At 67.2% G+C, this 26,388-nt stretch carries 24 protein-coding genes and 1 pseudogene; 19 read left to right on the top strand and 6 right to left on the bottom strand.

Going from position 1 to position 26,388, the window contains the following annotated elements; genetic code table 11:
* Positions 1-17: 17 nt before the first annotated feature.
* Positions 18-161 (top strand): annotated as a pseudogene (locus tag AUR65_RS15340) (aldo/keto reductase); the annotation flags it as partial.
* Positions 162-293: 132 nt separating this feature from the next.
* Here the strand turns inward: AUR65_RS15340 and AUR65_RS15335 are convergent.
* On the bottom strand, positions 294-1,604 hold the full coding sequence (locus tag AUR65_RS15335; RefSeq protein ID WP_058567725.1) for an aspartate aminotransferase family protein: 1,311 nt from the start codon (positions 1,602-1,604) through the stop codon (positions 294-296).
* A 258-nt stretch (positions 1,605-1,862) separates the two neighbouring features.
* Here AUR65_RS15335 and AUR65_RS15330 point away from each other — a divergent pair, with 258 nt between their 5' ends.
* The gene (locus tag AUR65_RS15330) at positions 1,863-3,242 is read left to right on the top strand and encodes an NAD-dependent succinate-semialdehyde dehydrogenase (RefSeq protein ID WP_058567724.1); all 1,380 of its coding nucleotides are present in this window, start codon (positions 1,863-1,865) and stop codon (positions 3,240-3,242) included.
* A 228-nt stretch (positions 3,243-3,470) separates the two neighbouring features.
* Complete coding sequence (locus tag AUR65_RS15325; protein WP_058567723.1) at positions 3,471-4,883, top strand: APC family permease; 1,413 nt, start codon at positions 3,471-3,473, stop codon at positions 4,881-4,883.
* A 63-nt stretch (positions 4,884-4,946) separates the two neighbouring features.
* Here AUR65_RS15325 and AUR65_RS15320 read toward each other — a convergent pair whose 3' ends face one another.
* From AUR65_RS15320 to AUR65_RS15305, 4 genes are all read right to left on the bottom strand, one after another.
* Positions 4,947-5,441 carry an Lrp/AsnC family transcriptional regulator gene (locus AUR65_RS15320; RefSeq protein ID WP_008096998.1) on the bottom strand — a complete coding sequence of 165 codons (495 nt, stop codon included), beginning with the start codon at positions 5,439-5,441 and terminating at the stop codon, positions 4,947-4,949.
* A 124-nt stretch (positions 5,442-5,565) separates the two neighbouring features.
* The gene (locus AUR65_RS15315; RefSeq protein WP_058567722.1) at positions 5,566-5,907 is read right to left on the bottom strand and encodes a (2Fe-2S) ferredoxin domain-containing protein; all 342 of its coding nucleotides are present in this window, start codon (positions 5,905-5,907) and stop codon (positions 5,566-5,568) included.
* Complete coding sequence (locus AUR65_RS15310) at positions 5,907-6,815, bottom strand: CbtA family protein (protein ID WP_058567721.1); 909 nt, start codon at positions 6,813-6,815, stop codon at positions 5,907-5,909. Before AUR65_RS15310 ends, AUR65_RS15315 begins: the two co-directional genes overlap by 1 nt.
* Positions 6,816-6,817: 2 nt before the next feature.
* Positions 6,818-7,003, bottom strand: a complete 186-nt coding sequence (locus AUR65_RS15305; RefSeq protein ID WP_042664716.1) for a CbtB domain-containing protein — start codon at positions 7,001-7,003, stop codon at positions 6,818-6,820.
* Between the two features lie 170 nt (positions 7,004-7,173).
* Here AUR65_RS15305 and cbiT point away from each other — a divergent pair, with 170 nt between their 5' ends.
* Genes cbiT through AUR65_RS15250 form a run of 11 tightly spaced genes read left to right on the top strand, consistent with a single transcriptional unit; the run spans position 7,174 to position 15,891 of the window.
* The gene (gene cbiT / locus AUR65_RS15300; protein ID WP_058567720.1) at positions 7,174-7,728 is read left to right on the top strand and encodes a precorrin-6Y C5,15-methyltransferase (decarboxylating) subunit CbiT; all 555 of its coding nucleotides are present in this window, start codon (positions 7,174-7,176) and stop codon (positions 7,726-7,728) included.
* Positions 7,725-8,432 carry a cobalt-factor II C(20)-methyltransferase gene (locus AUR65_RS15295; protein WP_058567719.1) on the top strand — a complete coding sequence of 236 codons (708 nt, stop codon included), beginning with the start codon at positions 7,725-7,727 and terminating at the stop codon, positions 8,430-8,432. Before cbiT ends, AUR65_RS15295 begins: the two co-directional genes overlap by 4 nt.
* Positions 8,429-9,280, top strand: coding sequence for a precorrin-4 C(11)-methyltransferase (gene cobM, locus AUR65_RS15290; protein ID WP_058567718.1), 852 nt, complete (start codon positions 8,429-8,431; stop codon positions 9,278-9,280). Before AUR65_RS15295 ends, cobM begins: the two co-directional genes overlap by 4 nt.
* Positions 9,277-10,257 carry a cobalt-precorrin 5A hydrolase gene (gene cbiG, locus AUR65_RS15285; RefSeq protein ID WP_058567717.1) on the top strand — a complete coding sequence of 327 codons (981 nt, stop codon included), beginning with the start codon at positions 9,277-9,279 and terminating at the stop codon, positions 10,255-10,257. Before cobM ends, cbiG begins: the two co-directional genes overlap by 4 nt.
* A complete protein-coding gene (locus AUR65_RS15280; RefSeq protein WP_058567716.1) occupies positions 10,254-11,132 on the top strand; it encodes a precorrin-3B C(17)-methyltransferase in 879 nt (292 codons plus the stop codon). Before cbiG ends, AUR65_RS15280 begins: the two co-directional genes overlap by 4 nt.
* Positions 11,133-11,135: 3 nt before the next feature.
* Positions 11,136-12,116, top strand: a complete 981-nt coding sequence (cobJ, locus tag AUR65_RS15275; protein WP_058567715.1) for a precorrin-3B C(17)-methyltransferase — start codon at positions 11,136-11,138, stop codon at positions 12,114-12,116.
* A gap of 1 nt (position 12,117) precedes the next feature.
* Positions 12,118-12,375 (top strand): ferredoxin, encoded by a 258-nt coding sequence (locus AUR65_RS15270; protein ID WP_058567714.1) that lies wholly within the window; start codon positions 12,118-12,120, stop codon positions 12,373-12,375.
* Complete coding sequence (locus AUR65_RS15265) at positions 12,372-13,043, top strand: hypothetical protein (RefSeq protein ID WP_058567713.1); 672 nt, start codon at positions 12,372-12,374, stop codon at positions 13,041-13,043. Before AUR65_RS15270 ends, AUR65_RS15265 begins: the two co-directional genes overlap by 4 nt.
* Entirely contained in the window at positions 13,040-14,260 is a 1,221-nt protein-coding gene (locus AUR65_RS15260) for a CbiX/SirB N-terminal domain-containing protein (protein ID WP_058567712.1), read from the top strand. The genes AUR65_RS15265 and AUR65_RS15260 overlap by 4 nt, the downstream gene beginning before the upstream one ends.
* Before the next feature lie 2 nt (positions 14,261-14,262).
* Complete coding sequence (locus tag AUR65_RS15255; RefSeq protein ID WP_058567711.1) at positions 14,263-14,646, top strand: DUF3209 family protein; 384 nt, start codon at positions 14,263-14,265, stop codon at positions 14,644-14,646.
* A 6-nt stretch (positions 14,647-14,652) separates the two neighbouring features.
* Positions 14,653-15,891: an outer membrane protein assembly factor BamB family protein gene (locus tag AUR65_RS15250; protein WP_058567710.1), complete on the top strand. Its 1,239-nt coding sequence runs from the start codon at positions 14,653-14,655 to the stop codon at positions 15,889-15,891.
* Positions 15,892-15,927: 36 nt separating this feature from the next.
* On the opposite strand, the gene AUR65_RS15245 is transcribed toward AUR65_RS15250, so the two are convergent.
* Positions 15,928-18,069: a VWA domain-containing protein gene (locus AUR65_RS15245; protein WP_058567709.1), complete on the bottom strand. Its 2,142-nt coding sequence runs from the start codon at positions 18,067-18,069 to the stop codon at positions 15,928-15,930.
* A 44-nt stretch (positions 18,070-18,113) separates the two neighbouring features.
* Here AUR65_RS15245 and cobN point away from each other — a divergent pair, with 44 nt between their 5' ends.
* The 5 genes from cobN (at position 18,114) to xacR (ending at position 26,183) form a co-directional block, all read left to right on the top strand.
* Entirely contained in the window at positions 18,114-21,968 is a 3,855-nt protein-coding gene (cobN, locus tag AUR65_RS15240; RefSeq protein WP_058567708.1) for a cobaltochelatase subunit CobN, read from the top strand.
* Positions 21,961-22,641 carry a precorrin-8X methylmutase gene (locus AUR65_RS15235; RefSeq protein WP_058567707.1) on the top strand — a complete coding sequence of 227 codons (681 nt, stop codon included), beginning with the start codon at positions 21,961-21,963 and terminating at the stop codon, positions 22,639-22,641. Before cobN ends, AUR65_RS15235 begins: the two co-directional genes overlap by 8 nt.
* Complete coding sequence (locus tag AUR65_RS15230) at positions 22,634-23,437, top strand: cobalt-precorrin-7 (C(5))-methyltransferase (protein ID WP_058567706.1); 804 nt, start codon at positions 22,634-22,636, stop codon at positions 23,435-23,437. Before AUR65_RS15235 ends, AUR65_RS15230 begins: the two co-directional genes overlap by 8 nt.
* 75 nt (positions 23,438-23,512) lie before the next feature.
* Entirely contained in the window at positions 23,513-24,709 is a 1,197-nt protein-coding gene (locus tag AUR65_RS15225; RefSeq protein ID WP_058567705.1) for an ABC transporter substrate-binding protein, read from the top strand.
* Positions 24,710-25,427: 718 nt separating this feature from the next.
* Positions 25,428-26,183, top strand: coding sequence for an HTH-type transcriptional regulator XacR (xacR, locus tag AUR65_RS15220; protein ID WP_058567704.1), 756 nt, complete (start codon positions 25,428-25,430; stop codon positions 26,181-26,183).
* Positions 26,184-26,388: the final 205 nt, after the last annotated feature.

The raw sequence follows: 26,388 nt of genomic DNA, 5'->3' as shown, positions 1-26,388 counted from the left end.
TCTGACCGAGTACGACCGTGGAATACACGACACTCGGTTCGACCGGAATGGAGGTCAGCCGCATCTGCCTCGGCTGTACGAGTTTCGGCGTCGAAAACGAGATGCACGACTGGATTCTCGACGAGGGCGACAGCCGCGAAATCATCGAGCGAGCTATCGACCGCTCCGAGTCGGAATCCGACTCTTTCGAAGGACCCAACGAACCGCTCCCGGGCGCGGGCCACGAGTAAGCCGGGAGACTGAGGGAAACCGAAACGGGGGCGTGAGCGGGTGCCGCGGTCGAAGCAGGCGAATCAGGCCAGGTCGTCCAGCGCGACCCTGAGCGCGTCGACGGCCTCGCCGAGTTGCGCCTGCGAAATCGTCAGCGGGGGCTGGAAGCGCATGACGTTCTTGTAGTAGCCGCCGACGCCCATGACGACGTTGGACTCCTCGCGGAGGTGCTCGCCGACCGCGGCCGCGAGTTCCTTGTCCGGGGCGGGCGCGACGTGTTGCGGGCCCGGCTTTTCCGGGTCGACGAGTTCGATGCCCTGCATCAGTCCGAGGCCGCGGGCCTCGCCGACCGCGTCGTAGTCGGATTCGAGCGTGGCGAGTTCGTCGGAGAGCCATTCGCCGTTCTCGCGGGCGTTGTCGATGATACCGTTCTGCAGTTCCTCGATGGTCGCCAGCGCGGCAGCGCAGGCGACGGGGTTGCCGCCGAACGTCGAGAGGTGGTCGCCGGAGCCGAACGCGTCCGCGATTTCCGCGGGGGCCGTGAACGCGCCGAGGGGCAGGCCGTTGGCGATGCCCTTCGCCTGCGTCAGGATGTCGGGTTCGACCCCGAAGTGCTCGCTGGCGAACAGTTCGCCGGTGCGGCCGTAGCCGGTCTGGACCTCGTCGGCGATGAGGAGCGCGCCGTGGTCGTGGGCGATGTCCCGAACGCGCTTGAGCCACGCCTCCGAGGGGACGACGATGCCGGCCTCTCCCATGACGGGTTCGACGACGACCGCCGCGAGGTCGCCGCTGGTGTGCGAGCCGATGACTCGTTCGAGCGCGTCGGCGCAGTCCGCGCCGCAGGTGTCGCCGTCACAGCGGGGACACCGGTAGGCGTACGGCGGCGCGGTGTGAGCCACGTCGTTAATCGTCGGGGCCATGTCCTGCTTGTAGGCCCTGTTGCCGGTGAGCGCGAGGCTGCCGAGCGTGCGGCCGTGGAAGCCCATCTCCAGCGAGATGACCTCCTTCGAGCCGGTGTACTTCCGGGCGAGTTTGATAGCGCCCTCGACGGCTTCGGTGCCGGAGTTACAGAAGAACGTCTTCTGGAGGTCGCCGGGCGTCACCTCGGCGATGGTTTCTGCGAGGTCGGCCACCGGCCGGTTCGGATGGACGTACGAACAGCCGTGGACGAACTCCTCTAACTGCTCGGTCGCGGCCTCGACGACGGCCTCGTTGTTGTGTCCGACGTTGGTCACCGAGATACCCGAGAACACGTCGAGGTACTCGTTGCCGTCGAAGTCTTCGAGCGTGCATCCCGACGCCCGCTCGACCGGGACGTTCAGCGATTTCCAAATCGGCATGAGGTAGTCGTCGTACGCCGCCTCGACCGACGAATTCGTCTTCCGTTCTCTCATAGACACAAGTTCTAAACTGAATCCTAATAAATTGTTCTGTGTGGGACAAAGTCCAGAATTAACCGGGTGTGTCGAGACATAAACGGTCGCTTCAGACTCGAACGTAGCTAGTGACCCCGTACTCGGCTGCGTTCGCCACCGGCGTTTTTTGAACACAGTCCGAATAATCGTCGTCTACTGGAACATTTATCAACATATGGGGCGACGGTGGAGCCAAGCGGGAGCCACGAGCGACCGCCGCGCTCCCGAGAGCCGACCATGAAATCCATCAACCCCGCGACCGAGGAGGTCATCGAGACGCACGAGGAACACGACGAAGCGACGGTCGACGCGCGCTTGGACGCCGCGTGGGACCGGTTCGAATCGTGGCGCGAGACGCCGATTTCGCGGCGCGAGAAGTTGCTCGCGGCCGCGGCCGACGTGCTGCGCGAGAACAGCGAGGAGTACGCGACGCTGATGACCGAGGAGATGGGCAAACCCGTCGAACAGGCGGTCTCCGAGGTCGAAAAGTGCGCGTGGGTCTGTGACTACTACGCCGAACACGCCTCCGAGTTCCTGCAAGACGAGCACATCGGCACCGTGCCGGGGTCGAAAACGTACGTCTCCTACGAACCCATCGGCCCGGTGCTCGCGGTGATGCCGTGGAACTTCCCGTTCTGGCAGGTGTTCCGGTTCGCGGCCCCGCACATCACCGCCGGGAACGTCGCGGTGCTCAAGCACGCGCCGAACGTCTTCGGGTGCGCCGACGCCATCGCCTCCGTCTTCGAGCGGGCGGGCTATCCGGACGACGTGTTCACCTCGCTGCAGATTCCAGCCGAGCGCGTCGCCGGCGTCATCGAAGACGACCGGGTCCGCGGCGTCAGCCTGACCGGAAGCACCCGCGCCGGGCGGGCCGTCGCGGAGACGAGCGGCCGCGAACTCAAGCCGACGGTGCTCGAACTCGGCGGGAGCGACCCCTTTGTCGTCCTCGACGACGCGCCGCTCGAAGCGACCGCGAAGCAGGCCGCGCGGGCGCGAACGCAGAACAACGGCCAGTCGTGTATCGCCGCGAAGCGCTTCCTCGTCCACGAGGCCGTCTACGACGAGTTCGTCGAGCGCTTCACCGAGGAGATGCGGTCGCTGACCGTCGGCGACCCCACCGACCCCGAGACTGACGTGGGGCCGCAGGCGCGGGCGGACCTCATGGAGACGCTCCACGAGCAGGTCACGGCGTCCGTCGAGGCCGGCGCGACGCTCCGCCTCGGCGGCGAACCGCTGGACCGACCGGGCCACTACTACCCGCCGACGGTGCTGACCGACGTGCCCGAAGACGCGCCCGCGAGGACCGAGGAACTGTTCGGCCCCGTCGCCACCGTCATCGAGGTCGAAGACGAGACGGAGGCGGTCCGCGTGGCGAACGACACGCCCTACGGCCTCGGCGCGAGCGTCTGGACGGCCGACGCCGAGCGCGGCGAGGCGCTCACGACGAAACTCACCGCGGGCAACGTCGCCGTCAACCACATCGTCGCGTCGGACCCGCGAGTCCCCTTCAGCGGGACGAAAGACTCGGGCTACGGGACCGAACTCTCCCGGCACGGGATTCGGGAGTTCGTCAACACGAAGACGGTCTGGGTCGAGGACGCGCCCGCCGACGAGTAAGCGCTCCGACTCCCGGAGCGACGCCCGGAAGGTGAATCGAACGTTCACGTCCTTTCTTTCTTTTCGACGAGTTGACTACCATTCGAACCGCCGCCCGTTTGGCGATTTTCCGGTGAATCGTCGGCCAGTTTGTCGTTCCATACCATCATTCTCTATTGGACTGTGTTCCTATTAGCCACCAAAAATTGAACACAGTAAGATATATAGTGGGTAAGTTAGAATGTGATGATGTCAATCACAACCATGACAGGAGAACTCTCACGCGTCCTCTCGAAGCGCGACGTGTTCGTGCTCGCGCTCGGGGCGATGATCGGATGGGGTTGGATCGTACAGACGGGGTACTTCATCGACCAAAGCGGCGTCACCGGCGCTATCTCGGCGTTCGTCCTCGGCGGGTTCATGGTGAGCGTCGTCTCGCTCATCTACGGCGAACTCGCCTCGGCGATGCCCTTCGTCGGCGGCGAGCACGTCTACAGCATGCGGGCGTTGGGGCCGGCCGGCTCGTTCGTCTGCACGTGGGCGATAATCTTCGGCTACATCAGCGTCGTCGCGTTCGAGGCGGTTGCGCTCCCGAGCGCCCTCGCGTACATCGTCCCCGGCTTCAACGTGTTCGAACTCTGGACGGTCGCCGGCCAACCGGTCTACGGCACGTGGGTCGCGACGGGCGTCATCGGCTCCGTGGTTATCACGTACCTCAATTACCGGGGGGTCCGCCCGGCCGCGCAGTTCCAGGCGATTCTCGCGCTCGTCATCACGCTGGCCGGCTTGACGCTCCTCCTCGGCGCGCTGTTCAACGGCACGTCGCCGTCCTCGCCGCCGCTCGCGGGGGCCGGCATCGGCGGCGTGTTCACGGTCGCCATCATGACGCCGTTCATGTTCGTCGGCTTCGACGTGATTCCGCAGGCCGCGGGCGAGGCCGACGTGTCGCCGAAGCTCCTCGGCGGACTCATCGGGCTCTCTGTCGCCTGCGCCGCCGCGTTCTACATCGCCGTCATCTGGGCGGCCGGACAGGTCGCCACGGGCGCGACGCTCGTCGAGAGTTCGCTCCCCGCCGCGACGGCGATGGAAATCGCGTTCGACAGCGTGACCATCGGCCGCATCATGGCGCTGGCCGGCCTCGCGGGCATCCTCACGAGTTGGAACGGTTTCGTCCTCGGTGCCAGCCGCGCCATCTACGCGATGGCCGACTCGAACATGCTCCCCGAGAGGCTCGCGACGATTCACGACGACCACGACACGCCCTCGACCGCAATCGTGCTCGTCGGCGGACTCGCCGCGCTCGCGCCCCTGTTCGGCGAGCAGATGCTCGTGTGGGTCGTCAACGCCGGCGGCCTCGGGATGGTGACGGCGTGGCTCCTCGTCGTCGTCTCGTTCCTCGTGCTCCGCTACCGCGACCCCGACTTCGACCGGCCGTTCAAGCTCCCCGCGGGCTACGCGGTCGGCGCGCTCGGCCTGCTGTTGACCGTGTTCTTCGTCGGCCTCTACCTCCCCGGCTCGCCCTCGGCGCTGGCGTGGCCCTACGAGTGGGCGATGGTCGGCGGCTGGTGCCTGCTCGGCGTCGTCCTGCTGGCCGTCGCCGGCGGGCTTCCGACTCGGACGGAGGCCAAAGCGCACCTGAGCGCCCAGCAACTCGAAGACTGAGCCGCTTCCGGCGGTCGAAGCGCGGTGCGGGTGCGATAGCGTTCGGATGCGGCGCGGGCCGCGTTACGACACGTCGGGGAGGAGGGCGTCTTTCAGTTCTTCGAGTTCGTAGTCGTTCAGCGGGTTCGGCTCGTCTTTGATGGTCGTGATGACGAACGTCGAACTCGTCCGCGAAATCTCGTCAATCTCCTCGAACTCGGAGATGAGGTCCTCGACCATCGCGCGCGAGGCGAGGTGCGAAATCAGGACGAAGTCGGTGTCGCCGAGCGTGAAGTACACCTGATTGACGCCGGGCACCTCGCCGAGTTTGTCGCCGACCTCTTTGTGGTACTCTGAACCGTACTCCGCCCAGACTTCGGTGATGAGCGTGAGGTTCAGCCCGGCCTTCTCGAAGTCGATGTCGAAGATGTCGTTTTTGATGATGCCCTGTTCTTGGAGCCGTTCGAGGCGGTAGTGAACGGTCGACTTCGGGATGCCGGTCTCCTCGGTTATCCGGTCGGGGCTCCCCGATTCGAGCGTCCCGATGGCTTTGAGGATTCGAAGGTCCTTCTCGTCCATGAACCGTAATCAGAAGTGCAACGATATTATTGTTCTGTGTCCAACCCCGTCTGCGTCGGGGAGAAACCGGCAAAACGGTGGTGAGACGGGCGCGGCGCAGACGCCGGCGTCGGTGAGTCGGGGGTCAGCGAGTGGGTCGAACGCCGAGGTTCGACGCGTCGGGACCGAACTCGTCGGCCAACAGCGCCGGCACGTCCTCGGGGCGAACGTCCGAGTACCACCGGTTTCGCGGGTGGATGGCGACCGCGGCCCCGTCGGCGCTACAGAGCCCGAGACAGCTCGTTTCGGCGACCTGAACCCGCGACCAGAAGACGCCACGGTCGCGCAACCACGAGGTCACCGCGTCGTACACCGCCGGGCCGTCGGCCTCGGCGCAGTCGGCGTACTCGGACTCTCGGCCGTTCGTACAGACCAACACGTGGTCCGTAAAGCCGTGCTCGCGGACCTCGTCGGTTCGGTCGCGCATCAGTCGGCCATGGGGGCCGAGTCCCGGCCTGCGGTCGGAATCGCCGATTCGGACTCGGACTCACTCGACGGCCGGAACCGCGCGTGCGCCGCCGCGAGGACCAGCCACAGGAGGACCTGCCCGAACGCGAACAGTCCGGTGAGTCCGGTTTCGAGCGTCGGCGACAGCGCACCGTGAACCGCGTTTTCGGGAGCGAAGACGGCGAGCACCGCGAGCAGAGCGAACGGAACGGCCGCGCCGATGACGGCCGGGACGGGGCCGCTCGATTCGCGCAAGCGGGTGTAGGCGTACCCCGCCGAGAGGCAAGCGAGTGCGCCGGCGAGCATCATCCCGGCGTAGAGCGGGAGGCGCGTCGCCGCCGAAAGCGACTGTTCCGCGCCCGGCGCGACAGGCGGGAGGACCAGCCACGGCGCGCCCGAGACGGTGACGAATCCCGCGAGTCCCATCAGGTAGCTCTTCGCGGCGTCGGGGGCCGGAATCGCCGGTTCGAGGAAGAAGAACGCGACCCCGAAGAACGCGCCGCCGAGCACGACGCCCCAGAGTCCGCCGGCCGCGACGCTCACGGCCTTCGTAACCGCCATCGATACCGCGGAGTCGTGATGACCGCCGCCTTCGCCGGCGTGGGAGTCACCGGAGTCGTGGCTGTGAGTCTCCTCGGAGTCGTGGCTGTGAGTCTCCTCGGAGTCGTGGCTGTGAGTCTCCTCGGAGTCGTGGCTGTGAGTCCCCTCGGAGTCGTGGCTGTGGGCGCTCTCCGCCTCGTGACTGTGACCGCTTTCCTCGACGGCGGCGTGGTTCAGTTCGTCCGCGTAGGCGACGAGGGGGTTGGCGACGACGGCCATGAACAGACCGAACACCAGTCCGGCGACCAACCCCGCCTTCACCCCCCGCGTCAGGTACTCGGCGAACATCGTCAGTGGCAGGCGATGCCGGCCGCGTGGCGGAAGTTATGGAGTGAGTCGTGGACGAGCGGGTCCTGCACGAACAGGAGCGTAAATCCCAGTGCGGCGATAAAGAGGGCTCCCGCGGCCATCTGCGTGGGAGACAACTCGGTGCGAGCGCGTTCGATACGACCGTTGACGGTGTTCGCCGTAGCCATGGTAAATTCAAATTGATGAAAACCAAGTCTGTTTGTAAAACTTTCGAAGACAAGTGAGATTGTGTTTTACCAATTTCGATTTAATAACTCGGCGGGCGTATTTTATGAAAGTTAGATTGTTGTACTACAAGCACAATTGTTTTCAAACCGCGCCGGGATTGTCGAGTCGAATGTCACAGGTAACGCTCCCGCACGACGCCAAGGCGGGACCAACGAAACCGGAGGTGAGAGCGGTCACGCTCGACAAACTCGGCTTGCGGCCGACGGACCACTTCGTCGACGTCGGCTCCTGTACCGGCTCCGTCACCATCGAGGCGGCCCGGCGGGTCGAGCGCGTGACCGCCGTCGAGCGCAAACCGAAGCGGCTGGACGTGACGCGAAAGAACCTCGCGGCGAACGAGTACGACGCTGACGTGACGCTCCGCGAGGCGGAGGCTCCCGACGGCCTTCCGACCGACGCCGACGCGATGTTCGTCGGCGGGAGTCGGAACTTCGAGGCCGTCCTCGACCACGCCGTCGAGACCGGCGTGGACCGAGTCGTCATGAACGTCTCGCGGGTCGAACCCGCCGGCGACGCAATCGAGGCGTTCCGCGAGCGCGACCTGCTCTCGGAGGTCGTTCAGTTACAGGTGAGCCACGGCTACGAACTCGCCGGCGCGACGAGTTTCCGGTCGAACAACCCGGTGTTCGTCGTCGTCGGTCGACGCGACGCGGAGGGGCTATGACCGTCTACGGCATCGGCCTCGGCCCCGGCGACGCCGACCTCGTGACCGTCAAAGGGAAACGCCTGCTCGAATCTGCGGCGGTAGTCTACTCGCCCGGTCGGCTCTCGCGGACGGTCGCGCTGAACCACGTCCCCGAGGAGCGCATCGGCGACCTCGACTTCCCGATGACGCGCGACCCCGACGAACTCCGCCGCGCGTGGAAGGAGGCCGCCGCCGAGGTGGCCGCCCGCGCCGAGTCCGAGGACGTGGCGTTCGTGACCCTCGGCGACCCCAACGTCTACTCGACGTTCGGACATCTCCGCCGCACCCTCGACGCGTTCCACCCCGAGGTCGACCTCGAAGTCGTCCCCGGCGTGAGCGCGATGACGGCCTTCACGACCGCGCTCGGCGTCGAAATCGAGTCTGGAACCGGACTCGCGCTCCGCGAGGCCGCGAACGGCTCCGCGCCGACCGGTCCCGACCGAATGGTGCTGTTCAAGGTCACCGACGCGCCCGCGACCCACGAGAAACTGACCGAGGCGGGCTACGACGTTCGGTTCGGCCGCCGCCTGTTCATGGAGCAAGGCGAGACAGTCGTCACCGACGACCCCGACGAACTCGCGGAGCGCGACTACTACACGCTGGCCTACGCGGAGCGCGAGGGCGTCGAGCGCGACGTGGCGACCGCCGCGTTCGACGGCGTCGAATCGGGGGGGTCGGCGTGAGCGCAGACGGCGAGGCCGACACCGGCTTCACCGACGACGAGGGAATCCCCTTCGTCGGCGCGGGACCGGGCGACCCGGACCTGCTCACCGTCGCCGGGAGAAAACTCGTCGAGGACGCCGACCTCGTGGTTCACGCGGGGTCGCTCGTCAACAGCGAACTCCTAGACGAGTTCTGCGCCGACGCCGAGCAGGTCAACAGCGTCGGCAAGGACCTCGAAGAGCTGATTCCGCTGATGGCGGACGCCTACGAGTCGGGTCGGACCGTCGTCCGACTCCACAGCGGCGACCCGGCGATTTACGGGGCCGCCTTAGAGCAGATGGACGCGCTGGCCGAGGCGGGCGTTCCGAGCTACCTCGTCCCCGGCGTCACCTCGGCGTTCGCCGCGAGCGCGACGCTCCGAACTCAGTTGACGCTGAACGAGGTCTCGAACCACGTCGTCTTCACCCGGCCGCAGGGCCGGACACTCTCGGCCGAGGAGGACCACATCAGCGACTTCGTCGGCTTCGGCGACACCACGGTCTGCATCTACCTCGGGACCCACGCCGTCGCCGAGACGATGGACCGACTGCTGGACGAGGGCCACGACCCCGACACGCCCGTCGCAGTCGTCTACCACGCCTCGTGGCCGGACGAAGACGTCATCGAGGGCACCATCGAAACCATGGGTGAGCGGGTCGAAGACGCCGGCTACCGCGCCTCGGCGCTCGTCATCATCGGCGAGGCGGTGAACGGCTCGGACTACGAGCGGTCGTTCCTCTACGGCGATTGGGCCCGCGGCGGCGACGCGCCGAACGACGAACCCGATTCTGATTCCGATTCCGACCCGCAGGAGCGTGATGCGAAATGAGCGACGCAGACGCTAACTCCGAAACCGACTCCGGAAGCGGCCACTGTAGCACTCCCGACAGCGATGGCGAGGTGGCGGACGAAATCGCCATCGTCACCTTCGAACGAAAGCTCGACACGGCGGAGGAAATCAAACGCGACCTCGCGGACGACTACGACCGGATAGACGTACTCACCTACCACGGCGACGTGTTCGCCGACCACTGGGGCGAGTACGACTGCTTCGTCGGCCTCATGGCCAGCGGCATCGCCATGCGGAAGACCGCCGGCCTCCTCGACGACAAGTGGGAGGACCCGGCGGTCGTCGTCGTCGACGAGGAACTGACGTGGGCGATTCCACTCACCGGCGGCCACCACGGCGCGAATCAGGTCGCCCACGACCTCTCGAAACTCGGGGCCGTCCCGGCGATGACGACCGCTTCGGAGGCCGCGGGCAAGCAGGGCGTCGAGAGCAAGGCGAAGGCGCTCGACTCCCACGTCGTCAACGGCGATTCGACCGTGGCGACGAACCTCGCCGTCCTCAACGACGAACTCGGTCCCGTCGCCCGACTCGACGGCCCGAAGGCGGTTCTCGTCGGCGACGACGTGACGGTCCTGAAGCGCAACGGCGACGACGGCGTCGTCCTCGGAACCGGGAGCGTCTCCGGCGCGAAGAAAGCGCAGTTCCTGACGGCGTGGGAGCGCGCGCTCGACGACGCCGACTGGGACTGGGACGACGTGGAGTTCGTCGCGACCGGCACGCGAAAGGCGGACGAACCCGGCATGCTCGACGCCGCCGAGGAAATCGACGCGGGCGTCGTCTACTTCGAAAAGGAGACCCTCACCGAGTTCGAGGGGCCGACGCCCTCGCGGTCGAAGGAACTCATCGGCTGGCCCGGCATCGCCGAGGCGAGCGCCATCGCCGGCGGCCGCGACCACGAACTGGTCGTCGAAAAGCGACGCTACGACGACGCCGTGACTGTGGCGGTGGGACGATGAGCGACGGCGGCGAGCAGACCGAACCGGCGTCCGGCTCCAGCGACCGCAACCGCGACCGTGACGAGGTCCCGGACGACTACGGAACCCTCTACGTCGTCGGCATCGGTCCCGGTCTCCCCGACCACATGACGAAGCGAGCGACGGAACTCGTCTCGACTTCGGACTGCGTGGTCGCCTCGAACCTCTATCAGGAGTTCCTCCGAGACGACGGAACGCTCCCCCCGGAAGGAAGCGACGAGGGGCCGGAGGTCGTCCGCTCGTCGATGGGAAAACAGGTCGAACTGACCCGCGAGGCGTTCGAGCGCGTCCGCGACGGCGAGGACGTAGTCCACGTCTCCGGCGGCGACCCGAACGTCTACGGGAAGTCCGACCTCGTGTTCACGATGGCGGAGACGGACGAAGCGACCGACGTGCCGGTCGAAATCGTCCCCGGCGTCACCGCGGCGCTCGGCGGCGCGGCCATGATGGGCGCGCCGCTGTCGAACGACTTCTGTACGGTCTCGCTGTCCGACAAGTGGCGCGGCTGGGACGAAATCGAGGAGAAACTGCGCGCGGCGGCCATCAGCGGCTTCGTCGTCGTCCTGTACAACTGCTGGCGGAACTACGAACGCGCCATCGACGTGGTCCGCGAGGAGCGGGCCGACGACGTGCCGGTCGGCATCTTCAACGACGCCGGCCGGGGCGAAGCGGGCCGAAATCTGGACGACGAGACGTTCTCGATTACGACCCTCGGTGACGCGACGGCCCACGATGAAGACGTCGGCGGGATGGGCACGTCGATTCTCATCGGCACCCACGAGACCGAACCCTGGAGCAACGACTACGAAACGTACCTCGTCACGCCCCGCGGCGGGCGCGACGTCGACGACTTCTAACCCATGAGCGAATCAGACACGACAACCGAATCGAAGTGCGGCGGAGCGACGGCGGAATCGACCGACTCGGCCGACGCAGAATCGGAGTGCGGCGCGTCGTCCTCGAAGCCCGGCGACGACTCGGCTTCGAAGTGCGGCGGCAGTTCGGGCGGGTCGAAGAAAGAACAGACCGCCGAGAAGGTCGAAGCGACTATCGAGGACTTCGACGGCGAACCGGGGCAACTCGTCGCCGTCGGCCTCGGTCCCGGTCGTGCGAGCGAGATGACCACGCTGGCGAAAGACACGCTCCGCGAGGCCGACCACATCGTCGGTTACACGACCTACATCGAACTCCTCCCCGACGACATCGTCGAGGACGCCGAGGACATCTACTCGACGCCGATGTGCGGCGAGGTCTCTCGGACCGAGGAGGCAGTCGACCGAACGCTCGCCGGCAACGACGTGGCCATCGTCGGGAGCGGCGACCCCAACGTGTACGCGCTGGCCGGCCTCGCGCTCGAAATCCTCGAATCGAAGGGCTCGACCGCGAGCATGGTCGATTTCGACGTGGTCGCGGGCGTCCCGGCGGCGCAGTCCTGTGCGGCCCGGCTGGGCGCGCCGCTCGTCAACGACACCGTGACCATCAGCCTCTCGGACCACCTGACCTCGATGCCGACCATCGAGTCGCGGCTTCACGCGGCCGCCAAGGAGGGCTTCACCATCGCAATCTACAACCCGTGGAGCCGCAAGCGCCGGTCGAACTACGAGAAGTGCTGCGAGATTCTCCTCGAACACCGCGCGCCCGACACGCCGGTCGGCGTCGTCCACGGCGCGGGCCGCGACGACGAGGAAGTCGAAATCGTCGAACTCGGCGACCTGCCCGACCTCGGCGAGACCGACCTCGTGGACATGACGACGACGCTGCTGGTCGGCAACGAGGAGACGTACGTCTGGGACGACCGGATGGTGACGCCCCGGGGCTACGAGCAGAAGTACGAGTACTGAGATGTTCGAAATCGAAATCGACCGAGACGCCTGCGACGGCATCTTCGCCTGCCTCGCCCGCGACGGCCGGTTCGTCGAGGACGACGACGGACTCGCCACAATCGACCCCGACGCGGCCGGCGTCGTGAGCGTCGAGCAGACGGGCGAGCGCGTCGTCGCCCTCCTCGAAGGAGATGCCGAAGCAGACGGCGACGACGCGACGCTCGCGGCGCGAGCCTGTCCGCCGGGCGCGATTTCGGTCCGGGAGGTGGACGCGTGAGCGACACCCGCGTCGCCTCCGCGGACGACCTCCTGAAAAGCACGCCCGAGACGGCCTATCTCTGGGGTCACGTCGCCGGCGGCGGAGCGGTCGAGCCGGGACAGTTCACGGCGCTGACGAACGACGAGACCTGTGCGAACCGCCTCGCGGTCATCGCCGGCGGCGGCGAAATCGACCGCCGGGAGACGGAGCGAGAGTACGCCCACAACACCGCCGTCACCCGCGTCAAAGACGAGTACCACGTCATGGTCGAAGGCGACGTGGTCAGAAGCGCGAGCGCCGCGTTCGGCCTCCCGGTCGGCGACGACGCCGGTGGCTACCGCTTCGACGTGTTCGACGCCCGGCGAAAACAGCTCCTTCGGGGACTCCTCGAATCCTGCGGGACGGTCTGTTTCAAGTCCTCGTCGGGGACGGTCGGCATCTCGTTCGTCCACGACGACCGGGCGCTCCTCGAAACCGTGGACCGACTGCTCGACGCCTGCCCGGTGGACGCACCGACCGGCGAGATTGGCGAGACCTCGTCGGGCGGCTACTGGTTCGGCATCGACGACGACGCGGCCGCCGGCTTCGGCGAGTGGGTCTACGAGGGGAGCGACGAGACGAACCTGTTCGCGCCGACGCGGCGTCGAAAGCTCGTCCGCAGCCTCGAAGAGGCGGAGAACGCATGAGTCTCGAACGGCCCGACCCGACGCTCGACGACGACGCGGTGCTCCTCGTCGGCCACGGTTCGCGCCGCGAGGAGTCCAACGAGCAGGTTCGGACGCTCGCCGCGAAGTTGGAGTCCCGGCTGTCGGTCCCAGTTGACGCGGCGTACATCGAACTCGCCGAGCCCTCGATAGACGACGCAATCGAGTCGATGGCACCGACCTGCCGGACGATGACCGTCGTCCCCCTCTCGCTTTTCGCCGCGAGCCACGTCAAAAACGACGTGCCGCTGGCGGTCCAGCGGGCCCGCGCGACCCACGACGACACCGAGTTCCGGTTCGGCTCGCACCTCGGCATCCACCCCTCGCTCGTGGACCTGTTAGACGAGCGGGCGCGGGCGGTGGAGTCCGACCTCGGCGCCGACCGCGAGGACGACGACGTGGCGGTCGTGCTCTGCGCTCGCGGGTCGAGCGACCCCGACTCGAACGGGGACGTGCACAAACTGGCCCGCCTGCTGTACGAGGGCCGCGGGTTCACCCGCGTCGAATCGGCGTTCATCGGCGTCACGACGCCGCGGTTGGAGGAGACGCTCCACACCGTCGCCAAGGACCGCCCGGACGCGGTCGTCGTCCTCCCGTACATGCTCGGCGACGGCGTGCTGACGGGGCGAATCGTGGACAAAGCCGAGACGTTCGACGAGGAGTACCCATACGTCGACGCCGGCGCGTCCGGACCGCTCGGCGTGGACGATCGGGTGGTCGAGACCCTCGCTGACCGCTACCGAGAAGCGCGCTCCGGGAGCGTCGAGATGTCCTGCGACACCTGCAAGTACAAGGTCGAACTCGCCGGTTACGAGGACGACGAGGGCGGCGCTCGCGCGATGCTCCGCTCGCTCGTCCATCAGGCCGAACACGCCGACCGGAGCGACGTGGACGACGACCCGCACATCCACGACGCCCCCGAGAAACACGTCGCGGTCTGCACGAACCAGACCTGCGCCGCGAGCGGCGCGGCGACCGTCCTCGAACGACTCAGACAGGGCGTGCGCGACGCCGACGACTGCGATGTCCACGTCTCTCGAAGCTCGTGTCTCGGCCAGTGCGGCGACGGCCCAATCGTCGCCGTCTACCCCGACAGCGTCTGGTACGGCGGCGTGACGCCCGACGACACCGACCGCATCGTCTCGTCCCATCTCGAGCGGGACCGCATCGTCTCGAACCTCGTCCACCAATCACTCTAATCATGGCCTGTGCAGAACTCGAAGCGCTCCGACTGGCGCTCCTGAACATCACCGGAACGACCGACGAACACGCGAAGCGACACGCCGAAGCCGAACTCGAAGACTACCTCGGCGACGCCGACCCCGGCCCGATTCAGGCGCTCGCGAACGCGACCAGCCTCGACGAGGCCCAGCGGCACCTCGACGCCGCGCTCGTCGACCTCGAAGCGGAGGCGACGCGAATCGACGACGACGACCCGCAATCGGGCTACCTTCGGGGACGGCTCGTCGCCGTCCGCGACGCAGAGCGGTCGCTTCGCCGCATCCGCGAGGGAGCCGATGGGTTCCTCGACGACCTCGGAGAGGCGCACCACACGCTCCACGACGCCTTCCCCGTCGAGGACTGACTCCCGATGGCACCGTCCCCACTCACGGCCCGCCGCGACCTCGGGGAAGTCGAGGCCGCGAGCAGCCGCCACAACTGGGCTCGCTCCGCGGTCGAAGCGACCGACGACGCCGTCTTCGTCGGGACCGCGGACGGTCGCGTCGTCGCGCTGGAGACTGCTACCGATTCCACGCCCGACGCCAGCGAACGCTGGCAGGCGCGCGGCGAGCACTCCGTGGTGTCGATATCCGCCACCGACGAGTTCCTCGTCGTCGGCGAGCGCGGCGGCGACGGGCTGGTTCGCGTCCTCGACGCCGAGACGGGCGTCGCCCGCTGGACGTACGCGACGGCCGACGACGTGGGCACGGCGACGAAGGACTCGCTGTTCTTCCGACCGTACGTCGTCGACCTCGCGGTGACGGGCGACAGGGTCGTCGTCGTCGCCCGGCGCTACGAACGGGACGGCGAAGCGCGAGTCTGGCGGAGCGTCGTCCTCGGGTTCGACCGGGGAGGTCGGCTCGCGTGGCGCAGACACGTCTACGCGTCGCCCATCGCGGTCGCCGCCGAAGGGGACCGCGTCGCCGTCGCGTACAACCGCTGCCCGAACCCCGAACAGGACGGCCTCGTTCTCCTCGACGCCCACACCGGGGGTCGAGTCGCGTCGTGGGACCCCGGCACCGACGGGGACCGACGCGTCGGCGACGTGGCCTTCGCGGGCGATGCGTTGGCCGTCGCCAGCCACGGCGACAAACGCGGCTACCTCCTCGATTTCGCCGGGGAGCCGCAGTGGCAACTCGACCTCGCGACCAAGCGCCGCGTCGGCGACGAGACAGTCTACGCCTACCCGAACCACGTCTGCGTCGCCGACGAAACCGCCGTCTTCGTCACGGGGAACACGTTCGCCGAATCGACCCGCGACCCGGACGCGCGACACCCCGACGAACACACCGCGGTCGGCGTCTCGGTCGACGGGGGTGACCGTCTGTGGACCCGCGACACCGGTGGATTCGCACGCGCTACCGTCGCGGCCGAGTCGCGGGTATTCGTGCCGTCCGCCCAGCACTTCCGGGAGCGGGAGGCCGAGCGCCACGGCGTCCACGTTTTCGCCCCCGACGCGGGGCACGTCGAAACGATGGGACTCCCCGGCATCCCGACCGCCATCGCCGCGGGCGGGAGCGTCCTCGCGGTGGTCGAAGAACCGGTCGAGTACCACGACGAGAGCGTCACGCGCGGGGCGTACCGACTCCGCACGCGACCGATTCGATAGGAACACACCATGCTAAAAGAGACGACCGACCCCCGGCTACTGCCCGTCCGCCGAGCGCGCGGCCTCGGCGACCCGCTCGGCCGACAGGTCGGACAGCGGGATGCGCCGCGCGCCCGTCTCGGAGACGAGGATGTCGGTCACGCCGATACCGTCGTCGCCGGCGTCGACGACGACGACCGAGGCGTCTGTGGTGGCGAGGTTCCGCGCCGCCGAGCGGGTCTGCCCGGTGGGGCTGCCGTCCGCGACGTTGGTCCGGCCGTCGGTCACGACGACGACGAGCGCGGCGTCGGCGTCCGAACGGTCGATAACCCGGCGAGCGGCGTCCAACCCGGACGGAAGCGGCGTCCTGTCGCCCGTCGGGAGTTCCTTCAGGTGCCGCGCCGCCAGCGTCACGCTGTCGGTCGGCGGGAGCAACACCTCGGCGTCGTCGCCCGCGACCGCGACGAAGGCGACCTCGTCGCGCTGTTCGTAGGCGTCTTCGAGAAGCGACAGCACGGTGCCTTTCGCCCGTCGCATGGCGGCGCGCATCGACGCGCTCGCGTCCACGACGAACACGACGAGCGTCGCGGCCGACCCGCGGGCGACCGCGGTTTTAAGGTCCGACCGGGTGACGCGGGACCGGCCAGCCGAGGCCGCGGCCCGGACCGAGGCGGGAACGTCGATGTCGTCGGTCTCGGTCGCCGATTCGGTCCGCACCCGCGAGCCTCGCCCCTGCCGCGACTCCCGAACTGCGGCACGGCTCCCGTCACCGGGCGTCTCCGCGTCGAGGGTCGCGTCCTCGACCGGCGGTCGCTCGGCGTCGCCGATGGCGGCCCGGCTCTGTCCGGGGAGGAGCGGCGTTGCTTCGTCGGGGTCGGCGGGGTCGGCGTCTCCGGAGTCATCGGTATCGCCGTCTTCGGACGCTCCGTCTTCCGAGTCGCCGTCTTCGGGGGCACTCTCGTCGGCTCCGCCAACTTCTCCACCTCGGTCGTCGCCGTCAGTATCGTCATCCCCGCCGTCATCATCTCCGGTATCGGGGCCAGGAGCCTCTCCCGCGGCATCGCCGTCCTCGTCGGCGTCGGAACCGGCTCCCTCGCCGCGTTCTTCGCCGTCTTCACCGTTTCCGCCATCTCCACCGTTTCCGCTCTCACCCTCTTCGCCGTCGCCGGCGTCGTCCCGGTCGTCTTCCCCGTCGAAGTGGTCGTCGAGCACGTCATCGACGTCCGGGTCGTCGTCGAACGGGCGACTCTGCAGTCGGTGGGGGAGCGCGAGCGCGGCCGCCTCGCGCACATCGCCTTCGAGCACCTTCGTCCGGCCGTCGAGCGCAGCGAGGGTGCGGGCCGTGCGGGCGATGGCGATGTCGGCGCGGTGGCCCTCGACGCCGGCGTCGACGCAGAGTTCGGCGATATCGCGCTTGAACTCGACCGGGAGGGCAACCGAGTCGAGGCGGTCCGTCGCCTCGCGAAGCGTGACTTCGAGTGCCGCGGTCTCCTCGCGGTGGGCGTCGGCGACCGTTTCCGGGTCGTCGTCGCCCGCCAGCGCCCGGTCGATAATCTCCACGCGGTCGTCGATGTCGCGGCTGCCGACGACGGTCGCCTGGAGGGCGAAGCGGTCGCGGAGTTGGGGGCGGAGGTCGCCCTCCTCGGGGTTCATCGTCCCGACGAGGGTGAACTCGGCGGGGTGTTCGACGCTCACTCCGTCGCGCTCGACGCGGTTGACGCCGCTCGCGGCCGCGTCCAAAAGCAGGTCGACGAGGTGGTCGTCGAGGAGGTTCACCTCGTCCACGTAGAGGATGCCGCGGTTCGCGCGGGCCAAGAGCCCGGGGTCGAACGACGCCTCGCCGTCGAGCGCGTCGGCGACCGAGAGCGTGCCCGCGACCCGGTCGCGGGTCGCGCCGAGCGGGAGCGTCACGAGCGGGACCGACCGGCGCTCGACCGCGGGGTCGTCGCGGGCGCGACACGAGTCGCACTGGCGGGCCGGGGCGTCCGGGTCCGGCGGACAGCCGTACGGACAGCCAGCGACGACTTCCTGTTCGGGCAGGAGGTCGGCGAGGGCGCGGACCGCGGTCGACTTCGCGGTTCCCTTCTCGCCGCGAACGAGGAGTCCGTCGAGGTCGTCGTTGGCTCCGACGGCCAACAACGCCCGTTTCAGTTCGTCTTGCCCGACGATAGCCGAGAACGGCAGCGTCTGAGTCGTCATCGAATGAGAAATCGTACTTGCAGTAAGACAATAACACTTTATCAATGACACCGACAATCGGACTGTACACAGCGACCGAAAACGAATTGGGCGCGGTCCAGCGGGCCGCGCGCCGACTCGACGGAATCGACCTCGTCGTCCGCTCCGCGAGCGATTTGGACGACGTGACCGACGCGGACGCCTTCGTCGACGAGTTGGAGTCGGCGACGGCGGCCGTCTTCTGGCTCCACGGGGCCGAAGACAGCATGCCCGGCTACGACCACGCCGTCGAACGACTCGAATCGGCGGGGGTGCCGCTCGTCGTCAAGGCCACCGGCGACGCCTTCGCGCGCCGGGACACGACCGTCGCCGACGCGGACCGTGAGCGCGTCTGCGAGTATCTCGACCGCGGCGGCGCGGTGAACGTCGAGAACCTCTGCCGGTTCCTCGCGGCCGAGTACGCCGGCGTCGAGACGGCGGTTGACGACCCTGTCGAACTTCCGACCGAGGGCGTCTACCATCCCGACTACCCCGGCGTCGAGTACGACGAACTGCTCGATACGCACGACTCCGACAAGCCGACCATCGGCGTCTGGTTCTACGAGTCTCACTGGACGCACGCGAACACCCGGTACGTGGACGCGCTCGTGGAGCGACTGGAATCGCTCGGCGCGAACGTCTTACCCGCGTTCTGCAATCCCGCGACCGACGAAGAGGGCCAAGAGAACGCCGAGTGGGTCGCCCGCAACTGGTTTTCGGACGACGACGGCCCCGTCGTCGACGCCGTCGTCAGCTCCTTCATGTTCTCGCTGTCGATGAGCGAGCGCGGCCGCGACGCCGACGACGAGGGCGCTGACGCCGAGGACGTGTTCCTCACCGAACTCGGCGTCCCCGTGTTGCAGGCGATTACGACCATGCGCTCTCGAAGCCGGTACGAGTCGAGCGACACGGGCGTGATGGGCTTCGAACTCGCGCTGTCGGTCGCGCTCCCGGAGTTCGACGGCAACGTCATCACTCACCCGATAAGCGGGAAAGAGCGGATGGAAGACGAAGCCGGCGTCGGGAGCGCGCCGAAGCAGCACTTCCCCATCGATGACCGCGTGGACCACGTCGCCCGCCTCGCGGTCAACTGGGCGCGACTCCGCCACCTGCCGAACGACGAGAAGAACGTCGCGGTCGTCCTCCACAACTACCCGCCGAGCGACGACGGCATCGGGACGGCCTTCGGGATGGACAGCCCCGAGAGCACGGTCAACCTCCTGTCCGAACTCCGGCGTCGGGGCTACGCCGTCGGCGACCTCCCCGCGGACGGACAGGCGCTCATCGACGACCTCACCTCGCAGTTGACGCTGGACGACCGCTGGGTCGCACCCGAGGACGTGCGGGACCTGAGCGTCGACGTGGTGTCTCCCGACCAGTACGCCGACTGGTTCGCCGACGCCGACGACCGCTTCCGCGACAACGTCGTCGAGGAGTGGGGCGAACCGCCCGAGCGCCCGTTTGCGATTCCGGGCGTCGAGTTCGAGAACGTCCTCGTGACCGTCCAGCCCCCGCGCGGGTTCGGGATGGACCCCTCGAAGGTGTACCACGATTCGGACCTCCAGCCGCCGCACGACTACGTGGCGTTCTACGCGTGGCTCCGCGAGGCGTTCGAGGCCGACGCCGTGGTCCACCTCGGCACCCACGGAAGCCTCGAATGGCTCCCCGGCAAGACCGTCGGCCTGAACGGCGAGAGCGCGCCGGACCAACTGGTCTCCGACCTCCCGAACGTCTACCCGTACATCATCAACAACCCCGGCGAGGGGACGCAGGCAAAGCGCCGGTCGTACGCGGCCATCGTGGACTACCTCACGCCGGTCATGCGCACCGCGGGGACGTACGACGACCTCGCGGACCTCGAAGAACTCGCCCGCGAGTACCGCGAGGCGGGCATGGACGAGGCCCGTCCCGAACGCGGCGACCAGCTCCGCGAACTCCTCGTTGACGCAATCGACGACCTCGACCTCGCGGTCGAACTCGGGTTCGAAGACGCCGACGCCATCGGCGACGACGGTTCCGGCTCCGGTGTCGATACCGAACAGGTCGATTTCGACGAGTTGGTCGAGCGCGTCCACGAGTACCTGACCGACGTGAAGACGACGCAGATTCGGATGGGCCTCCACACGATGGGCGAACCGCCCGAGCGCGACCGACTCGTGGAGTACCTCGTCGCGCTCACCCGCCTCCCGAACGCCGACACGCCGAGCCTCCGCGAGAGCGTCGCGGGCGTCATGGGCGTCGACTACGACCGGATGCGAGACGAGCCGGGGACGTACGACGACGACCTCGGGATGTACCTCTCGGAGGCCGCAGACCGCGTCTACGACCAATGCGTCGAACTGGTGTTGGCACTCGCCGAACGCGACTTCGACGTGCCCGAGTCGGAAGTCGACGCCGGCCCCGACGACGAAGTGAACATGAACCTGCTCGTGGTCGATATCGACCAACTCGGCGATGCACGGGCGAAACGCGGCGCGCACGACGACCTCCGCGAGGTGCTCGCGTTCATCTGCGACGAGGCGGCCCCGCGGGTCGCGGCCGCGGAAGCCGAGATTCCGCAGACCGCCGACGCCCTCGACGGCGAGTACGTCCGGCCCGGCGGCTCCGGCGCGCCGACCCGCGGCGGAGTGGACCTGCTTCCGACCGGGCGGAACTTCTACACGCTCGACCCGCGGAAAGTCCCGGCCAAGCCGGCGTGGAGCGTCGGCGAGCGCGTCGCCGAGGGCGTCCTCGACCGCCACTACGACGACCACGGCGAGTACCCCGAGGAGTTCGGGGTCGTCGCGTGGGGGACGCCGACGGTTCGGACCCGCGGCGAGACCATCGCGCAAGTGCTCGCGTTTATGGGCGTCGAACCGGTGTGGACCGACGCGGGCCGCGTCGACGACGTGGAGCCGATTCCGCTGGAGGAACTCGACCGCCCGCGAATCGACGTGACGACCCGCGTCTCGGGGCTGTTCCGCGACGCGTTCCCGCAGGCCGCGAGCGTCGTCAACGACGCCGTCGACGCGGTGGTCGAACTCGACGAACCCCACGAGCTGAACTACGTGAAAAAGCACGTCGAGGAGGACGCCGCCGAGTTCGAATCGGGGGGCGTCGACGCCGACGAGGCCGAGAGACTGGCCAAACACCGCGTGTTCACGACGACGCCCGGCGGCTACGGCGCGGGGACGAACAAGGCCGTCGACGAGGGCGAATGGGACGACCGGAGCGACCTCGCGGACGTGTTCGTCCAGTGGGGCGGCTACGCCCTCGGGAGTCGCGGCAAGGTGACCGAGGCCCGCGACGCCTTCGAGCGCCGTTTGAGCGGGGTCGAAGCCACGGTGAAAATCGAAGACACCGCCGAACAGGACGAGTTCGACTCCTCCGACTGGTACGCCTTCCACGGCGGGTTCGTCTCCGCAGTCGGCGAGATTTCGGGGAGCGACCCGGCCTCGTACGTCGGCGACTCCAGCGACCCCGACAACGTCAGCGTCTACACGAACGAGGAGAAGGTCCGCAAGGCGATGCGGGCGCGCGTCCTCAACCCCGACTGGCTCGACAGCATGGAGGAACACGGCTACAAGGGCGCGGGCGACCTCTCGACCACGGTCGACGTCGCGCTCGGCTGGGACGCGACGACGGGCGTCGTCAGCGACACCCTCTGGGAGAGTCTCGCCGACGCCTACGCCTTCGACGAGGACCGACAGGAGTGGCTGCGCGACGTGAACCCGTGGGCGCTCGAAAGCATCACCGCGACGTTCCTCGAAGCCATCGACCGCGACCTGTGGGACGCCGACGACGACGAGAGAGAGCGACTGCAGGACATCAACCTCTCCGTGGAGGGCGACCTCGAAGCGAACACGACGAACGCGATGACGCAGACCCAATCCGATGACTGAACGAGACGCCTACGCCGACCTCGGCGCGACGACGCAGGAAGCGATGGACATCGCGGAGACGAGCATGGACATCGTCCGGACGTTCGTCCCCGACGAGACGCTGACCGACAGACTCCGACAGAAGGCGGTCCACTCGACCGGCGATATCGAGTTCCAGCACCTCGTCCGGTGCCAGAACGACCCGGTCGTCGCGGGCGCGAGGGCGGTCCTCGACGAGCGACCCATCGTGACAGACATCACGATGGCGAAAGCCGGCATCACGGGCCGCGGCCACGACTGCCCGGTGCGGAAAGCAATCGGCAACGGAGCCGAACTCGCCGCCGAAACGGGCATGACCCGGACCGCGGCCGCGGTGCTCGAACTCGACAAGGAGGGCGTCTACGACGGCGCAATCGCGGTCGTCGGCAACGCGCCGACCGCCGCGTTAGCGCTCTGCGACTGCATCGAGAACGGCACCCGACCGGCGGCCGTCCTGGCGACGCCCGTCGGCTTCGTGAAGGCAGAAGAGAGCCGAAAACGCGTCCGCGACATCGCCGACAAGTACGACGTGCCCGCGGTGACGAACGTCGGAAAGCGGGGCGGGAGCGGCCTCGCGGCCGCGCTCACGAACGAGTTGATTCACGTCGCGAGCGACGTTCGCAACGGCGACGTAGACCTTTCAGGCCATGAGTGACGACCCGTACGACCTCGATTCGGGGCCGGACCCGGCGACGTTCGCCGCGGCCGCGCCCGAACCGAGCATCGATAAAATCGACGGGAACGGCAAGGCCGCCGACACACCGGTCTACGCGGTCGGCGTCGGCCCCGGTAACCCGGAGTACCTCACGCCCCGCGGACGGCGGGCGATTCGGGAGACCGACGTAGTCGTCGGCTTCGAGACGGTCGTCGACTTCGTGGCCGACGAGACCGACGCCGACCTGCTCACCTGCGGCTACGCCGACGAGGCCGACGCGCTGACCGAGTTCGGGCGGCGCGTCGCGGCCGGCGACCGGGGAGCCGCGGTCCTCATGGGCGACCCGAACCACTCGGGCTACCAGTTCCTCGGGAAGGTTCAGCGGGCCGTCGAGCGACCGGTGCGAGTGATTCCGGGCATCTCGTCGCTCCAGATAGCCGCGAGTCGCGCCCGGACGCCGATAGAGGACACGCGGTTCGTCACGCTCCACAAGAGCGGGTCGCTCGACGCCGACCTCGACCGACTGGCCGAGGCGGTCGGCGAGCGCCACCTGCTCGTCCTGCCGCGACCGTTCGACTGGATGCCCGGCGACATCGCCGAGTTCCTCCTTGACTCGGGCGCGGACGCGTCACTAGACGCGCTCGTGCTCGAACGCCTGACCCACGCCGACGAGCGAATCACTCGAACGACGCTCGGCGACCTGCGCGACTCGGCCGGCGGGAGCGGCCCCGACTCGACGCCGTACTCGGACCTCTCGGTCCTCGCCGTCAGAGCGCCCGTCGAGGTGACCGACTGAGTCGCCTCGCACGGCGGTAGTTAGGCTCGCCTAAATTTCGAAGACGTTTTAACCGTTTAGGTAAGCCTAAAAGACATGGCAAACGACGGACACAGCGGTCGAGAATCGACGCGGCGTGAGTACCTGCAGTACGGCGGTGCAGTTATCGCGGGCGGCCTGCTCGCCGGCTGTACCGGCGGTGGCGGGTCGGAGACGACGACGGAGTCCGAGGCCGAGACGACCACGGCGACGACCGAGACAGCGACGGAGACCGAGACCGAGACGACGACCGAGGCGTCGGAGTCCTACTCGGTGTCGATAGAGCCGGTCGGCGAGGTCACGTTCGACTCGGTCCCGGAGACGTGGGTCGCGAACAACGGCAGTTGGGCCGACATGGGCGTCGCGCTCGGCCTCGACGCGCCGATGGGCGTCTGGCTCCCCGGTCGGTACCACACGCAGTACTACGACGAGATTCCGGACGTGAGCGTCGACAAGTCGTCCATCCGCCAGCTGTGGGGCGACAGCGGCGTCGGCAAGGAACAGTTCTACGAGCTGAACGCGGACGTGCACGTCGCCGACCCGAACTTCCTCCTGAACCGCGGCCAGTGGAGCGAGGACGACGTCGAGGAGATTAGCACGCAGGTCGGCCCGTTCTTCGGTAACAGCATCTTCTCGCGCGGCTACGCGTGGCACGAGGACTACCGCTACTACAGCCTCTACGAGGCGTTCGAAAAGCTCGCGCAGGTGTTCCAGCGCGAGGACCGCTTCGAGGCGTTCGAGCAGGTCCACGAGGAGTTCCAGGCGAACCTCGCGCCGGTCGTTCCCGCACAGGGCGAGCGGCCCTCGGCCGCCGTCGTCTGGGGCGGCGGCGACGAGCCCGAGGAGTTCTACCCCTACATCATCGACGAGGGGACGAGCTTCAAGCACCTCAACGACCTGAAGGTCAACGACGCGCTCGCGACGACCGAGGTGAAGGACTTCTACAGCAACCGCGGCGCGGTCGACTTCGAGACGCTCCTTGAGGTCGACCCCGAAGTGCTCCTCCTGCGCGGACAGGAAGCTAAAAACCGCGAGGAGTTCCAGAACACGGTTATCTCGTTCATGGAGAACCACGAAGTGGCGAGCGAACTCACCGCCGTCCAGAACGGCGACGTCTACCGCGCCGGCGCGCTCTACCAGGGCCCCATCACGAACCTCGTCGTGACGGACCGCCTCGCACAGACCCTGTACGACGCCGACGAGCGCCTGTTCGACGCCCAGCGCGTCAGCGACATCGTCAACGGCAACCTGTAGTTCGACCCGAGCGACCCGGCCCCGCTTTTCCCCGTTTCGTCGTACCACCCGAGCGGTGCGCTCGAATCGGCGTGAGTGAGCACGGCCAGCGGAAACCGGTGCTTCGATGTCGCCAAGAGACGATTCGTTAGGCGACGACAAAATAACACTAATAGGTTATTTCTAACAACAACTATATGATAATTTGTGCAAGAGTGAGCTGAGTAAGTGAGAGGTAGATCGTATATAGAAAATGTCGTATTACACATTTTAAGGCTTATTGAAAGTTTATTAGTCAAGCCAAAGAAATAGAAAATATAGACCAAATATACATGTATGAATTCGTATATTTAGTACATCAATTACGATATGTTTGTATTAGTTCCGGCGGTGGTAGCAGAGAAAACAGAACGAGTCATGTCCGAGGACTCGACCGGACCAGAGGAACTTCTCGCGGGCAAGCTCTACACCCATGGCAAGAACTATCATAGCCCGGCACGATACCACGTTTGGTCGGCGTGAGCAATCCGACCGTGTGACGTGTCAGTCATACCAGTTCGCGCGAGCCGGTGGGGGACGCCGTGACAAGTCCAACTCATGAACGCCTGCTCCGGTTCCCGCGTCACGCTCAGCATCAACCACCGAAAGCGATTTTTCGAGCCGAGGGAGCGGTTCTGCCACGCGGCATCACCGTTCTCGGGACCAGAACACTTATTCAGATACTTAATAACGAATAATCATGGACGCCAAACACCCGGTTCGAACCACCGAGAAGACACTAGCACTCGTCGAGGAGTTGATGGAGAAAGGCCCCTGTGGAGTCACGGAGTTAGCCAGCGACCTCCAGATGGGAAAGAGCGCGGTGCATAACCACCTGACGACGCTCCAGAAACACGGGTACGTCCTCAAGGACGGCGACGACTATCGCGTCGGTTTGAAGTTCCTCGAAGTCGGCGGCCACAGTCGGAAGTCGATGGAGGTGTATCAAATCGCCGAACCCGAGGTCAAATCGCTCGCCGCCGACACGGGCGAACTCGCCAACCTCCTCGTCGAAGAACAGGGGATGGGGGTCTACCTGATGCGGGCGAAAGGCGACGACGCCGTGGACCTCGACACCTACGCGGGTCTGCGGACGCACCTGCACACGACGGCGCTCGGGAAAGCGATTCTCGCGAACCTCCCGGAGTCTCGGGTGGACGAGATAATCGAGCGTCACGGCCTCGAACAGAAGACGCCGAAGAGCATCGGCACGCGACAGGAACTGTTCCAGGTGCTCGAAGCGGTCCGGGAGCGCGGCTACGCCATCGACGACGGCGAGCGTCTCGAAGGCCTGCGCTGTCTCGCGGCACCCATCAAGTCGTCCTCCGGTGAGGTGCTCGGTGCCATCAGCGTCTCCGCTCCCGCCAGCCGGGTCAGCGACGAAGACCTCCACGGGGCGCTCCCCGAACGCGTCCTGAGCGCGGCGAACGTCGTCGAACTCAACATCAACTACTGACGCTCTCCGTTCGCTATCTCGGAACAGGGCGCGAACCCCTCGAATTCTCGATGTAGAGCCGTGTTAACATAGCTCTCTGCGTGTGACTGCGACTAGAAATTACACATCTACGAGTGTAATCTCTACTGGAGCCACCCGCGGAACTCCGTTCTGATATAGAGAAACTGGTTTGGAGTGGAATGAGACGGCAGTATCGGTGGGGGAA

The organism is Haloferax marisrubri (assembly GCF_001469875.2).
GTDB lineage: Archaea > Halobacteriota > Halobacteria > Halobacteriales > Haloferacaceae > Haloferax > Haloferax marisrubri.
This window is presented reverse-complemented; position numbering and strand designations above follow the sequence as displayed.

Excerpts from the sequence above, each read along its gene's own strand:
- AUR65_RS15225 (WP_058567705.1), top strand. The coding sequence starts at position 23,513 with ATGGCAAACGACGGACACAGCGGTCGAGAATCGACGCGGCGTGAGTAC.
- AUR65_RS15320 (WP_008096998.1), bottom strand. The coding sequence starts at position 5,441 with ATGGACGAGAAGGACCTTCGAATCCTCAAAGCCATCGGGACGCTCGAA.
- AUR65_RS15315 (WP_058567722.1), bottom strand. The coding sequence starts at position 5,907 with ATGCGCGACCGAACCGACGAGGTCCGCGAGCACGGCTTTACGGACCAC.
- AUR65_RS15305 (WP_042664716.1), bottom strand. The coding sequence starts at position 7,003 with ATGGCTACGGCGAACACCGTCAACGGTCGTATCGAACGCGCTCGCACC.
- cobJ (WP_058567715.1), top strand. The coding sequence starts at position 11,136 with ATGAGCGAATCAGACACGACAACCGAATCGAAGTGCGGCGGAGCGACG.
- AUR65_RS15250 (WP_058567710.1), top strand. The coding sequence starts at position 14,653 with ATGGCACCGTCCCCACTCACGGCCCGCCGCGACCTCGGGGAAGTCGAG.
- AUR65_RS15235 (WP_058567707.1), top strand. The coding sequence starts at position 21,961 with ATGACTGAACGAGACGCCTACGCCGACCTCGGCGCGACGACGCAGGAA.
- cbiG (WP_058567717.1), top strand. The coding sequence starts at position 9,277 with ATGAGCGACGCAGACGCTAACTCCGAAACCGACTCCGGAAGCGGCCAC.
- AUR65_RS15310 (WP_058567721.1), bottom strand. The coding sequence starts at position 6,815 with ATGTTCGCCGAGTACCTGACGCGGGGGGTGAAGGCGGGGTTGGTCGCC.
- AUR65_RS15325 (WP_058567723.1), top strand. The coding sequence starts at position 3,471 with ATGTCAATCACAACCATGACAGGAGAACTCTCACGCGTCCTCTCGAAG.
- xacR (WP_058567704.1), top strand. The coding sequence starts at position 25,428 with ATGGACGCCAAACACCCGGTTCGAACCACCGAGAAGACACTAGCACTC.
- AUR65_RS15280 (WP_058567716.1), top strand. The coding sequence starts at position 10,254 with ATGAGCGACGGCGGCGAGCAGACCGAACCGGCGTCCGGCTCCAGCGAC.
- AUR65_RS15230 (WP_058567706.1), top strand. The coding sequence starts at position 22,634 with ATGAGTGACGACCCGTACGACCTCGATTCGGGGCCGGACCCGGCGACG.
- AUR65_RS15255 (WP_058567711.1), top strand. The coding sequence starts at position 14,263 with ATGGCCTGTGCAGAACTCGAAGCGCTCCGACTGGCGCTCCTGAACATC.
- cobN (WP_058567708.1), top strand. The coding sequence starts at position 18,114 with ATGACACCGACAATCGGACTGTACACAGCGACCGAAAACGAATTGGGC.
- AUR65_RS15330 (WP_058567724.1), top strand. The coding sequence starts at position 1,863 with ATGAAATCCATCAACCCCGCGACCGAGGAGGTCATCGAGACGCACGAG.
- AUR65_RS15260 (WP_058567712.1), top strand. The coding sequence starts at position 13,040 with ATGAGTCTCGAACGGCCCGACCCGACGCTCGACGACGACGCGGTGCTC.
- AUR65_RS15270 (WP_058567714.1), top strand. The coding sequence starts at position 12,118 with ATGTTCGAAATCGAAATCGACCGAGACGCCTGCGACGGCATCTTCGCC.
- AUR65_RS15295 (WP_058567719.1), top strand. The coding sequence starts at position 7,725 with ATGACCGTCTACGGCATCGGCCTCGGCCCCGGCGACGCCGACCTCGTG.
- cbiT (WP_058567720.1), top strand. The coding sequence starts at position 7,174 with ATGTCACAGGTAACGCTCCCGCACGACGCCAAGGCGGGACCAACGAAA.
- AUR65_RS15335 (WP_058567725.1), bottom strand. The coding sequence starts at position 1,604 with ATGAGAGAACGGAAGACGAATTCGTCGGTCGAGGCGGCGTACGACGAC.
- AUR65_RS15245 (WP_058567709.1), bottom strand. The coding sequence starts at position 18,069 with ATGACGACTCAGACGCTGCCGTTCTCGGCTATCGTCGGGCAAGACGAA.